Genomic DNA, 12,001 nt, shown 5'->3' with positions numbered 1-12,001 from the left:
AAGCCTCCTGATGGAGCGGCGCGAGGCGGTTGGTCGCCTGCTGTCGCGCGAAGAGGGCAAGACCCTGGCCGAGGGCATCGGCGAGACGGCGCGCGCCGCCCGCATCCTGAAATACTTCGCCGGCGAGGCCTTGCGCCTGCACGGTCAGAATCTGGCCTCGACCCGGCCGGGGGTGGAGGTGCAGACCTATCGCCAGCCTGTCGGGGTGTTCGGGCTGATCACGCCGTGGAACTTCCCCATCGCCATTCCGGCGTGGAAGGCGGCGCCGGCGCTGGCCTTCGGCAATACGGTGGTGATCAAGCCCGCCAGCCATACGCCCGCGACGGCCGAGGCCCTGGTCGCCATCCTGCATGAGGCGGGGCTGCCCAAGGGTGTGCTGAACCTGGTCATCGGCGGCGGCCGCGTGGGTCAGGCCATCGTCGACCACAAGGATGTGGCGGGCATCAGCTTCACCGGCTCGCAAGGGGTCGGCGCGGGCGTCGCCGCCGGGGCCGCGGCGCGTCAGGCGCGGGTGCAACTGGAGATGGGCGGCAAGAATCCGCTGATCGTGCTGGACGACGCCGATCTGGATCGCGCGGTGAACATTGCGCTGGACGGCAGCTTCTTCGCCACGGGACAGCGCTGCACCGCGTCCAGCCGCCTGATCGTGCAGGATGGCATCCACGATCGCTTCGTGGCGGCGCTGGCCGAAAAGGTCGCTGCTCTGCGCGTGGGTGACGCGCTCGATCCCGACACCCAGGTCGGCCCGGCGGTCAGCGAGGCGCAACGCGAGACATCGTACCGCTACATCGACATCGCGGCTTCGGAAGGCGGGCGCGTCGTCACTGGCGGCGGTCGCCTGAACCGCGAGGCGCCCGGCTGGTATGTCGAACCGACCCTGATCGCCGACACCGACCCGGCCATGCGCATCAACAATGAAGAGGTGTTCGGCCCGGTCGCCTCGACCATCCGCGTCAAGGACTACGAAGAGGCGCTGGCTGTCGCCAACGGGGTCGAGTTCGGCCTGTCGGCGGGCATCGTCACCCAGTCGCTGAAGCACGCGCGCGACTTCCAGCGCCGCGCTAAGGCGGGCATGACCATGGTCAATCTGGCCACGGCGGGCGTCGACTATCATGTGCCGTTCGGCGGCACGAAGGCTTCGTCCTACGGCCCGCGCGAGCAGGGCTTCGCGGCGGCCGATTTCTTCACCCTGACCAAGACCAGCTACAGCGCCGGATAGGGCGCTATTCGCTTGACATCGTATACAATCAGATATCGTATACGATAATAATATCGCTTTAGGAGGAGTGGCTTATGGCTGGGGCGAAGTTGGACTGGAGCGGGGTGATCCCGGCGGCGACCACGCAATTCGATGAGGCGCTGGCGGTTGATCTGAACGCCACCCAGACGGTGCTGGACGGCCTGATCAAGGACGGCGTCGACGCCATCATCGTCATGGGCACGGTCGGCGAGAACAACTCGCTGGAACCGGAAGAAAAGCGCGCCGTGCTGAAGGCGGCGGTCGAGGTCGCTGACGGCCGTGTGCCGATTATCACCGGGGTCAGCGAACTGACTACGGCGCGGGCCGAACGCTACGCCAAGGACGCCGAGGATATCGGCGTGGACGCCCTGATGGTGCTGCCGGCCATGGTCTATGTGCCGACGCAGGCGGAGCTTGAGGCGCACTTCCGCGCGGTGGCGGCGGCCAGCGGCCTGCCCAACATGCTGTACAATAACCCGCTGATGTATCGTCAGACGCTGAACAACGACGACCTGCGTCGTCTGTCAGACGTGCCGAACATCGTGGCCCTGAAGGAAAGCGCCCCGGATTCGCGGCGCATCACCGACATCTTCAACGAACTGGGCGACCGTTATGCGGTCATGGTCGGTCTGGATGATGTGGCGCTGGAAGGCATGATCCTGGGCGCCAAGGGCTGGGTCTCGGGCCTGACCAACGCCTTCCCCGAAGAGTCCGTGGCCCTGGTCAGGGCGGTCAAGGACGGCGATATCGCCCGTGCGCTGGAGATCTATCGCTGGTTCATGCCGCTGCTGCACCTGGATTCGGTGTCGGACCTGGTTCAGTCGATCAAGCTGTCCGAAATGATCATGGGCCGGGGCAGCGAGCGGGTCCGTATGCCGCGTATGCCGCTGGCGGGCGCGCGCCGTGCCGAAGTCATCGCCATGGTCGAGAAGGCGGCGGAAACGCGCCCGATCGGCTCGGGCAAGGCCGTGAAGATCGTCTGATCGGGACACTGAATGCGCGACGTCTTCTTCTGTATTGACGGTCATACCGCCGGCAACCCGGTTCGCCTGGTCGCCGGCGGCGCGCCCCTGTTGTCAGGGGCCAGCATGGCCGAGCGGCGGCTGGATTTCCTCAGCCGCTATGACTGGATCCGCACCTCGCTGTGCTTCGAGCCGCGCGGCCACGACATGATGAGCGGCGGCTTCCTCTATCCGCCGACCCTGCCGGACGCGGACGCGGGCATTCTCTTCATCGAGACCAGCGGCTGCCTGCCCATGTGCGGCCACGGGACCATCGGCATGATCACCTTCGGAATCGAGCACGGCCTGATCCGGCCGCGCACGCCGGGGCGACTGAAGGTCGAGGTTCCGGCGGGCGTGCTCGACATCGCCTATGAGACCGAGGGCGATCGCGTGACCTCGGTGCGCATCCGCAACATCCCGGCCTATCTGGCGGCGGAGGGGATCGAGATCGACGTGCCGGGCCTCGGCCCGCTGACGGTCGATGTTTCCTACGGCGGCAACTACTACGCCATCGTCGAGCCGCAGGGCGCCTACACCGGACTGGATGATCTGGGCGCCAGCCGCATCATCGAGCTGAGCGGTCTGGTGCGCGAGCGGGTGCGGGCGGCCTTCCATCCGGTCCACCCGGACGAACCGTCGATCAACGGCGTCAGCCATGTCCTGTGGGCCGACAGGCCGAAGGGGCAGGGCGCCGACGGCCGCAACGCCGTCTTCTATGGCGACAAGGCCATCGACCGCAGTCCGTGCGGCACCGGCACCTCGGCGCGGCTGGCCCATCTGCACGCCAAGGGCCGGTTGAAGGTCGGCGACGCCTTTGTTCACGAAAGCTATATCGGCAGCCGCTTCATCGGCCGGGTCGAGGCTGAAACCACGGTGGGCGATTACAAGGCGATCGTGCCTTCGATCGAGGGATCGGCGATCGCTACGGGTTTCAACACCATCTGGGTGGATCGGCGCGATCCCTTCTGGGCCGGCTTCCAGGTGGTGTGACGTATTCCACATCGTAATTGCGGACTTTGCGGGTTATGGCTGGGCTGGGCGACCGGCCCAGCCTTTTCCATTTGATGAACCGCATGGCCGCAGCTCCGCTTGAAGTCCGCACCCTGTCCGACCGCCTGACGGAGGTGGTGCGCGACATGATCCTGTCGGGTGCGATCGCGCCTGAGGTGCCGATCCGGCAGGATTCGCTGGCGGCGGACCTGAATGTCTCCAAGATTCCCCTGCGCGAGGCCCTGGTGCGGCTGGAGCAGGACGGTCTGGTGGTGTCGCACGCCAACCGGGGCTTCTTCGTGCGTGGCATGAGCGCGGCCGAGGCTGAGGAAATCTATGAGCTGCGCCTGCAGCTGGAGCCGGAAGCGGCGGCCCAGGCCTGCCTCATCGCTGACGATGCGCAGCGCGCCACGGCCCAGCGCGTTCTGGGCGAACTGGATGCGGCGGCGGCCGCTCATCTGCCTAGCGTCGGGCCTTTGAATCGCGCCTTCCACATGGCCCTGGTGCAGCCGGGCCAGCGAGTGCTGACGGCCGAGATCACCGCCCGTCTGCATGTCATGGCGGACCGCTACGTTCGCAAGCACCTGGAACACAAGGGCCGTCACGTGACGGCCGAGGCCGAGCACCGCGACATCCTGCAGGCGTGGCTGGACCGGGACGCTGACGCCGTGCGTCGTCTGGCGAACGCTCACCTCGCGCACACCTTGCGCGACCTGCGCGAGGAGTTCGAGCTTGAGGCGGCCGAAGCCGTCGAACGCAAGGCCTCCTGATCGAGGGGTTTAGCTCTCCTTGATGTCTGCGGAGGCGGCGACGGGCCGCGCTGATTTCAGGGCAGTCGTCAGCAGGCTGGCGGCGGCATAGAGGACCACGACCACCACGCCCCAGCGCAGCACTGTCAGCGGCAGGGAGGTGATGACGAAAGCCGCCAGCAACACGGCCGGTATCCCGCCGATCGCCATGCCCAGCACCAGGCGCAGGTCGATGCGCTCGCTCCTGATGAAACGCAGGCTCGACACCGGCATCAGGAAGGCGCAGGCGCCCATCATGATGGGGAAGGCCGCCGTCGGGTTCATCCCCATCAGGCTGAGCATGATCAAGGACGGCGCATAGAGGCCGATGCCGAAGCTCATCAGCGCGCCCATGACCAGGTGGGCGAGGACGGCGACGATGAACAGATTTCCCTCCAGCGACACCGCCTCGCCGCCTGCAGGCATCAGGTTCAGATTGGTCATTGCGTAGAGGGCGGCGGCGATCAGCAGGGCCGCGCCGACCACCATCTGCACCGCCCGCACCGGCAGGCGCAGCACGATGGGCGCGCCGATCACGGCGCCCAGGATCGAGGCGCCGATGCAGGCGATCAGCAGCACCGGATCGACCTGGATCAGCTTCATGAACACCAGCCCCTGCATCACCGTGGGCAGGCAATGTCCCGCGTTCAGCACGGCGGGCAGGAAGCTGTCGGGGACCAGTTTGCGGAACCGCAGCCAGGCCGTCGTCGGCGCGAAGGAGCCGATGCCCAGGGCGTCGAAGAAGTTGGCGACCGCGCCGATGGCCACACCCTCGGCCTTGGGCTTGAGCTCGCCGCGCGCCCTGGCGGTGCGGACCAGTTGCACGGCGTAATAGGCGGCCAGCAGGGCCAGCACCGTCAATAGAACGGCTACGATCATGTTTTCCCTCCCCCGAGGTCTCGCCGCCCTTGCCGGACGGTTTGAGCCGAAGGAAAACACGCCTATAAATCAGATACAATATACGTTGATTGCTTTCGACGTTCAGGCCTCGTCGAGCGCGCGAGGGTCGGCCGCCGCAATGTATTTGGCGGGCGGCTTGCCCATGGTGGCCTTGAACATGGTGATGAAGGCGCTGGCGGACTCATAGCCCAGGTCATAGGCGACGCTCTGAACCGAGGCGCCGGACGACAATCGCTGCAGGGCCAGGACGATCTGCAACTGCTGACGCCAGCGGCTGAAATTCATGGCCGTCTCGCGCACGACCAGCCGGGTCAGGGTGCGTTCGCTCATGGCGACGCGGCGCGCCCATTCGCCCACGGTGGATCGGTCGCCGGGGGTCTCGATCAGGGCCTCGGCGATGCGGCGCAAGGCGGGGGAGGCGGGAATCGGCAGGTGCAGGGCCGCGATCTCCGTCCGGCGCAGCTCTTCCAGAACGACCTGGGCGATCCGGTCCAGATGGCCGCCGGGCGCATAGTCGGGCGTGGGCTGGCGGGCGAGATGGCGGATCATCTCTATCAGCATGGGGCTGAGCGACAGGGTGCAGCAGCGGTCGGGTAGGCCGGGCACGTCCGGCTCTACGAACAGCATGCAGACGCGGCCGTTGGCGGTGACGCGGTTGCTGTGCGGCGTGCCGCCAGGCGCCCAGACGCCGCCGCCCAGGGGCGCCATCCACAGGCCGTCCTGCGTCCGGCACATGACCCCGCCCTGCAGCGCCACGACCAGTTGCGCCTTGCGATGGGTGTGCAGGGGCAGTTCGACGTCATGGGCCGATCCGCCCAGGCTGACGGCGATGGCGGCCTGAGGAAAGGCGTCGGGATCGAAGCTCTGGAAGCAGGCGTGCAGCGAGGTCATGGCGATCTGACCGATTGTCGAAACTTCATGTCTGAATATCCGAAGTTCGCCGATTGCTCCATCGCTAGTGTGGGCCGGCCTTCCTCCTCGAGGCATCTCTCCCCGGCGGCTTGTCATGACTTCGCGTGCTTCCCTGCATCCTTTCTGGATCATCGCCGGCGTCCTGCTGGTGGCCAGCACCCTGCGCGGGACGTTCACGGGGGCGGGGCCGCTGCTCGGCGACATCGGCCAGGCGTTCGGCCTGGGGGCGAGCCAGGCGGGGTTCCTGATCACCCTGCCGCTGCTGGCTTTCTTCGTCGTTTCGCCGTTCGCGGCGCGGCTGGCCAGGGCGGTGGGACTGGAACGAGCGATCTTCCTGGCGCTGCTGGCCATGATCGCGGGCGTCGCGATCCGGTCCGCCGGGCCGTTGTGGGCGCTCTATCTGGGCTCGACGGTGCTCGGCGCGGGCATCGCCATCGGCAACACCCTGCTGCCCAGCCTGTTGAAGCGGGACTTTCCCGATCAGATCACCAAGCTGACCACCCTTTACGCCATCACCATGGGCGTGACCTCAGCCGGGGCGTCGGCTGTGATGGTTCCCCTGGCGCAGGCGTTCGACTGGAGGTGGGCGCTGGCGGCGCTGATCGTCTTGCCGATGACGGCGGCTCTGGTCTGGGTTCCGCAGTTGCGACGCCGTTCCACGCCGGGGGCCGCGGCGACGACGAGCCTGAGCGGCGTCTCGGTGTGGCGGTCGGGCCTGGCGTGGCAGGTGACGCTCTTCTTCGGCGTGAACTCCTTCGTCTATTACGCGGTGGCGGCCTGGCTGCCGTCGATCCTGACGAGCGCCGGCATGTCGCCGGAGGTCGCAGGCGGCCTGCACGGCGTGATGCAACTGGCTACAGCGGCGCCGGGTCTGGTTCTAATTCCTCTGGTGCGCCGGATGAAGGATCAGCGGGCTTTGGCCGCGGGCTTCGCCTTGTTGGGCCTCATATCGTTGGCGGGTCTGTACGTCGCGCCGGGACTGGCGATGATCTGGGTCGCCCTGTTCGGATTCGCCATCGGCGGCGCCTTCATCCTGGCCCTGGCTTTCATCGGTCTGCGAAGCCGCTCGGCCGAGCAGACCGCGCAGCTTTCAGGCATGACCCAGTCGGTGGGTTATCTGCTGTCCGCCTGCGGCCCGATTGCGATTGGAGCCCTGCACGACGCCGTCGGCGCCTGGGCGCCGGCTCTGGCGGTGTGTGGAGCCCTGTGCATTCTGCTGGTCGTGCTGGGGCTGGGCGCCGGGCGCGATCGCCAGCTTGCTTAGGTGCGCTCAGGGACGGGCAGTGAAGACGCGGTAGCCCTTTTCCTCGGCCGCCGCGATCATCTGGGCGTCGCCCGAGGTGTCGCCATAGGCGGCGGCCAACTGCATGTCCGCACCATAGACGGCGCGCAGGCGGTGCATCTTCTCCTCGCCCCGGCAGTTCCCGCCAACGAAGGTTCCCAGCACGCGATCCTGGTCGTCGAAGGCCAGGCGGGTGCCGATCAGGTTCTCGGCGCCCAGCTTGCGGGCGAAGGGGGCGACGGTGGTTTCGGGCGAGGCGGTGACGATGACGCGGTGGGCGCCGCGACGGCCCCAGTCTTCCCACGTCGCCAGGGCGTCGGGTCGCATGAAGCGCGGCCAGATGTCTGTGGCGAAGCGTTCGGCCTCGGCCTCAAGCGCCTTGCGGTCGGCGTCCATCAGGAACTCGCGCACCGAGGCGACCTTGATCCGGCCGCGATCCTTGTCGCTCAGATAGTCGAAGACGGCCGGGATCAGACGCGCCAGGCCCTGAACCCAGCGCAGGGGACCGGCCCGCCACTTCAGAAACTCGGTGAAGCTGTCGCGAATCGTCAGGGTGCCGTCGAAATCAAAGGCGACGATGGCCTGGCCGGGGGCAGGGGACTGGTGAAAGGCCTTTTCGCTTCCCATGTCAGACATTAGCCGTGATCCCCATATTATCTGTCCTGTCTGCTCCCCGAAGCGCGCTGCGGCGCCGCAACGGGGTTGTGGCGGAACGTGTGATGGGTGATTGTCATTTTTTGAAGACCTTCGATGATAGATTCCTTGGATCGATCGTGAAGGAAGCGCCTTTCGTCCCAATGTCGGGGCGGATCGCGGATAGTGAGAAGGGTCTATGACCAAAGCCGCCGGCACAGACGCCAAAAGCACGCTCTACTGCTCGTTCTGCGGCAAGAGCCAGCACGAAGTCCGCAAACTGATCGCCGGACCGACCGTTTTCATCTGCGATGAATGCGTCGAACTGTGCATGGACATCATCCGCGAAGAGCACAAAATCGCGTTCAAGACCTCCAAGGACGGCGTGCCTACGCCCAAGGAGATCCGCGACGTCCTCGACGATTATGTGATTGGTCAGAGCCACGCCAAGAAGGTGCTGAGCGTCGCCGTTCACAACCACTACAAGCGCCTGAATCACGCGACGAAGAACAACGACGTCGAACTGGCCAAGTCGAACATCATGCTGATCGGGCCGACCGGCTCGGGCAAGACGCTGCTGGCTCAGACGCTGGCGCGCATCATCGACGTGCCGTTCACGATGGCCGACGCCACGACCCTGACCGAAGCCGGTTATGTGGGCGAGGATGTCGAGAACATCATCCTGAAGCTGCTTCAGGCGTCGGACTACAACGTCGAGCGGGCCCAGCGCGGCATCGTCTACATCGACGAAATCGACAAGATCTCGCGCAAGTCGGACAACCCGTCGATCACTCGCGACGTGTCGGGCGAAGGCGTGCAGCAGGCCCTGCTGAAGATCATGGAAGGCACGGTCGCCTCCGTGCCTCCGCAAGGCGGCCGCAAGCATCCGCAGCAGGAGTTCCTGCAGGTCGACACCGCCAACATCCTGTTCATCGTTGGCGGCGCCTTCGCCGGCCTTGAGAAGGTGATCTCGGCGCGCGGGGCAGGGGCCTCCATCGGCTTCGGCGCCAAGGTCAAGGAAATCGACGAGCGCCGCACCGGCGACATCCTCAAGGGCGTCGAGCCTGACGATCTGATGCGCTTCGGCCTGATCCCCGAGTTCATCGGCCGTCTGCCGGTCCTGGCGACGCTGGAAGATCTGGATGAAGCGGCGCTGATCACCATCCTGACCGAGCCGAAGAACGCTCTGGTCAAGCAGTACAAGCGATTGTTCGAAATGGAGAACGTCACCCTGACCTTCACCGACGACGCCCTGTCGGCGGTGGCGAAGAAGGCGATCACCCGCAAGACCGGCGCCCGCGGCCTGCGCTCCATCCTGGAGGGCGTGCTGCTGGAGACCATGTTCGAGCTGCCCACCTTCGAGGGTGTCGAAGAGGTCGTGGTCAACGCCGAGGTGATCGACGGCAAGGCTCAGCCGCTGCTGATCTATTCGGAAACCAAGAAGAAGACCGCCGACGGCGCCGCCTGACGCCTCGGCCTGATCCAAGCGAAAAAGGGGCGGCTCGCCACGGGCCGCCCCTTCATCGTTTCAGGTTCGGCTGAACAGCTCGTCTGAAATCACACGCTTTTTCACGCTTCTGTGGGCCGCCGCCCCGTTACGCTTGAACCGCGTCCAGACAGAACCACATACTCACACGAAAGCCGCTCAAAATAGCGGGTCGAGTCGAGACGAGGCGGCAGTAACGCCAAGTCGGATCGGTTCGGCGGGCCTGAGATTCACGAGGGCCCCGGAAAGTACGCATCATGACCGAGAGCAAAATCCTCCCTGTCCTGCCGCTGAGAGACATCGTCGTCTTTCCGCACATGGTCGTGCCGCTGTTCGTCGGGCGCGAAAAATCCGTGCGCGCCCTCGACGAGATCATGAAGGGCGAGAAGCAGATCCTGCTCGCCACCCAGATGAACTCGGTCGACGACGATCCGGCGACGGACGCCATCTATTCGACCGGCGTGCTGGCGACGGTGCTGCAACTGCTGAAGCTGCCGGACGGCACCGTGAAGGTGCTGGTCGAGGGCAAGTCGCGCGCGCGCCTGACCCGCTTCACCGACCGTGAGGACTATTACGAAGCCGAAGCCGTCGAGATCGACGACGAGGCCGGCGATCCGTCGCAGAGCGAAGCCCTGCTGCGCGCCGTGATTGAGCAGTTCGAAAACTATGTGAAGCTGAACAAGAAGGTTCCGCCCGAGGCCCTCAGCGCCATTCCCCAGATCACCGATCCGTCCAAGCTGGCGGACTCGGTCGCCGCCCATCTGTCGGTCAAGATCGCCGACAAGCAGGCCCTGCTCGAAACCGTCGTCATCCCGGCGCGGCTGGAGAAGGTCTATGGCCTGATGGAAGGCGAGATCAGCGTCCTGCAGGTCGAGAAGAAGATCCGCAGCCGCGTGAAGCGGCAGATGGAGAAGACCCAGCGCGAGTACTATCTGAACGAGCAGATGAAGGCGATCCAGCGCGAGTTGGGCGAAACCGACGACGCGCGTGACGAACTGCTGGAGCTGGAAAAGCGCATCAAGAAGACGCGCCTGTCCAAGGAGGCCCGCATCAAGGCCGAGGCGGAGCTGAAGAAGCTGCGCAATATGTCGCCGATGTCGGCGGAATCGACCGTGGTGCGCAACTATCTCGACTGGCTGCTATCGATCCCGTGGTCCAAGACCAAGCCCAAGGCCATCGACCTGCAGAAGGCCGAGGATATCCTCGAAGAGGATCACTACGGCCTGGAGAAGGTCAAGGAACGGATCATCGAGTATCTGGCCGTTCAGGCGCGCACCGGCAGCCTGAAGGGACCGATCCTGTGCCTGGTCGGCCCTCCGGGTGTCGGCAAGACCTCGCTGGCCCAGTCCATCGCCAAGGCGACGGGGCGTGAATACGTCCGCATGTCGCTGGGCGGCGTGCGCGACGAGGCCGAGATCCGCGGCCACCGCCGAACCTACATCGGCTCCATGCCCGGCAAGATCATCCAGTCGATGAAGAAGGCCAAGACCACCAACGCCTTCGTCCTGCTGGATGAGATCGACAAGCTGGGCGCCGACTGGCGCGGCGATCCGTCGTCGGCTCTGCTGGAAGTGCTGGACCCGGCCCAGAACTCGACCTTCGGCGACCACTATCTGGAGGTCGATTACGACCTGTCGCCGGTGATGTTCGTCACCACGGCCAACAGCCTGAACATGCCCCAGCCCCTGCTGGACCGCATGGAGATCATCCGCGTCTCGGGCTACACTGAGGACGAGAAGGTCGAGATCGCCAAGCGCCACGTCCTGCCCAAGCAGCTCAAGGACCACGGCCTGAAGGAAGAGGAACTGATCGTCCCCGACGAGACGATCCGCGACCTGATCCGCTACTACACGCGCGAAGCCGGCGTGCGTTCGCTGGAACGCGCCCTGGGCGGTCTGGCCCGCAAGGCGGTACGCGAGATGGCCAAGACCAAGGCCGCCTCGATCACCGTGGATGCGGCCAAGCTGGCTGAATATGCGGGCGTGAAGAAGTTCCGCTATGGCGAGACGGACTCCGAGGATCAGGTCGGCATCGTCACCGGCCTGGCCTGGACCGAGTTCGGCGGCGACATCCTGACCATCGAGGCCCTGAAGATGCCGGGCCGCGGCCGCATGACCGTGACCGGCAACCTGAAGGAGGTCATGAAGGAGTCGATCTCGGCGGCGGCGTCCTACGTCCGCAGCCGCGCCCTCAGCATCGGCGTCAAGCCGCCAGTGTTCGAGAAGACCGATATCCACGTCCACGTTCCCGACGGCGCCACGCCCAAGGACGGCCCCTCGGCCGGCGTGGCCATGACGGTGGCCATGGTGTCGGTCCTGACCGGCATTCCGATCCGCAAGGACATCGCCATGACCGGCGAGATCACCCTGCGCGGCCGGGTGACGGCCATCGGCGGCTTGAAGGAGAAGCTGCTGGCGGCGCTGCGTTCGGGCGTGAAGACCGTGCTGATCCCGCAGGAGAACGAGAAGGACCTGGAGGACGTGCCGGAGAATGTGAAGGCCGCCCTTGAGATCGTACCGATCTCCACCGCCGACGAGGCGCTGAAGTGGGCCCTGACCGGCACGCCGACCCCCGTCGAGTGGGACGAGGCGACTGAGCCCATGTCGCCGACGCCTCCGGCGCCGATGGCGGGCGAGGGGGCCAGCGTCAGCCACTGACGCCGGGTTCTGACCAGATGAAGGACGGCGGTTCGGGGCGACCCGGACCGCCTTCTTTTTGACCTGGGAGCGGACTGTCGCTTAAGTGCGCGCTTCGTTCGCGAGGGGA

The 12,001-nt window shown here is 65.8% G+C and carries 10 protein-coding genes; 7 read left to right on the top strand and 3 right to left on the bottom strand.

Features of this window, described 5'->3' with window-relative positions; genetic code table 11:
* The 4 genes from RT567_RS01505 to RT567_RS01490 form a co-directional block, all read left to right on the top strand.
* Positions 1 to 1,219: aldehyde dehydrogenase family protein (locus RT567_RS01505; protein ID WP_313573834.1), on the top strand; the 1,219-nt coding region annotated here is incomplete at its 5' end.
* Between the two features lie 74 nt (positions 1,220 to 1,293).
* Entirely contained in the window at positions 1,294 to 2,223 is a 930-nt protein-coding gene (locus tag RT567_RS01500) for a dihydrodipicolinate synthase family protein (RefSeq protein WP_313573833.1), read from the top strand.
* A gap of 12 nt (positions 2,224 to 2,235) precedes the next feature.
* The gene (locus RT567_RS01495; RefSeq protein WP_313573831.1) at positions 2,236 to 3,234 is read left to right on the top strand and encodes a 4-hydroxyproline epimerase; all 999 of its coding nucleotides are present in this window, start codon (positions 2,236 to 2,238) and stop codon (positions 3,232 to 3,234) included.
* Between the two features lie 83 nt (positions 3,235 to 3,317).
* Positions 3,318 to 4,004 carry a GntR family transcriptional regulator gene (locus RT567_RS01490; protein WP_313573829.1) on the top strand — a complete coding sequence of 229 codons (687 nt, stop codon included), beginning with the start codon at positions 3,318 to 3,320 and terminating at the stop codon, positions 4,002 to 4,004.
* Between the two features lie 9 nt (positions 4,005 to 4,013).
* Here RT567_RS01490 and RT567_RS01485 read toward each other — a convergent pair whose 3' ends face one another.
* Both RT567_RS01485 and RT567_RS01480 read right to left on the bottom strand, forming a co-directional pair.
* Entirely contained in the window at positions 4,014 to 4,901 is an 888-nt protein-coding gene (locus RT567_RS01485) for a sulfite exporter TauE/SafE family protein (protein WP_313573827.1), read from the bottom strand.
* A 102-nt stretch (positions 4,902 to 5,003) separates the two neighbouring features.
* Positions 5,004 to 5,813: a helix-turn-helix transcriptional regulator gene (locus tag RT567_RS01480; RefSeq protein ID WP_313573826.1), complete on the bottom strand. Its 810-nt coding sequence runs from the start codon at positions 5,811 to 5,813 to the stop codon at positions 5,004 to 5,006.
* A gap of 115 nt (positions 5,814 to 5,928) precedes the next feature.
* Between RT567_RS01480 and RT567_RS01475 the strand changes: the two genes are divergently transcribed.
* Entirely contained in the window at positions 5,929 to 7,098 is a 1,170-nt protein-coding gene (locus RT567_RS01475) for an MFS transporter (RefSeq protein WP_313573824.1), read from the top strand.
* Between the two features lie 6 nt (positions 7,099 to 7,104).
* Here the strand turns inward: RT567_RS01475 and RT567_RS01470 are convergent, their stop codons facing one another.
* Entirely contained in the window at positions 7,105 to 7,752 is a 648-nt protein-coding gene (locus RT567_RS01470; protein ID WP_313573822.1) for an HAD-IB family hydrolase, read from the bottom strand.
* Positions 7,753 to 7,948: 196 nt separating this feature from the next.
* Here RT567_RS01470 and clpX point away from each other — a divergent pair, with 196 nt between their 5' ends.
* The gene (gene clpX, locus RT567_RS01465) at positions 7,949 to 9,217 is read left to right on the top strand and encodes an ATP-dependent Clp protease ATP-binding subunit ClpX (RefSeq protein WP_087140556.1); all 1,269 of its coding nucleotides are present in this window, start codon (positions 7,949 to 7,951) and stop codon (positions 9,215 to 9,217) included.
* 275 nt (positions 9,218 to 9,492) lie between these two features.
* Positions 9,493 to 11,892: an endopeptidase La gene (gene lon, locus RT567_RS01460; RefSeq protein ID WP_313573820.1), complete on the top strand. Its 2,400-nt coding sequence runs from the start codon at positions 9,493 to 9,495 to the stop codon at positions 11,890 to 11,892.
* The last annotated feature ends 109 nt before the right edge of the window (positions 11,893 to 12,001 follow it).

The organism is Brevundimonas sp., from assembly GCF_032107865.1.
GTDB lineage: Bacteria > Pseudomonadota > Alphaproteobacteria > Caulobacterales > Caulobacteraceae > Brevundimonas.
This window is presented reverse-complemented; position numbering and strand designations above follow the sequence as displayed.

Coding starts and splice junctions, on each gene's coding strand:
- RT567_RS01470 (WP_313573822.1), bottom strand. CDS start 7,752: ATGTCTGACATGGGAAGCGAAAAGGCCTTTCACCAGTCCCCTGCCCCC.
- lon (WP_313573820.1), top strand. CDS start 9,493: ATGACCGAGAGCAAAATCCTCCCTGTCCTGCCGCTGAGAGACATCGTC.
- RT567_RS01500 (WP_313573833.1), top strand. CDS start 1,294: ATGGCTGGGGCGAAGTTGGACTGGAGCGGGGTGATCCCGGCGGCGACC.
- RT567_RS01475 (WP_313573824.1), top strand. CDS start 5,929: ATGACTTCGCGTGCTTCCCTGCATCCTTTCTGGATCATCGCCGGCGTC.
- RT567_RS01485 (WP_313573827.1), bottom strand. CDS start 4,901: ATGATCGTAGCCGTTCTATTGACGGTGCTGGCCCTGCTGGCCGCCTAT.
- RT567_RS01490 (WP_313573829.1), top strand. CDS start 3,318: ATGGCCGCAGCTCCGCTTGAAGTCCGCACCCTGTCCGACCGCCTGACG.
- RT567_RS01495 (WP_313573831.1), top strand. CDS start 2,236: ATGCGCGACGTCTTCTTCTGTATTGACGGTCATACCGCCGGCAACCCG.
- clpX (WP_087140556.1), top strand. CDS start 7,949: ATGACCAAAGCCGCCGGCACAGACGCCAAAAGCACGCTCTACTGCTCG.
- RT567_RS01480 (WP_313573826.1), bottom strand. CDS start 5,813: ATGACCTCGCTGCACGCCTGCTTCCAGAGCTTCGATCCCGACGCCTTT.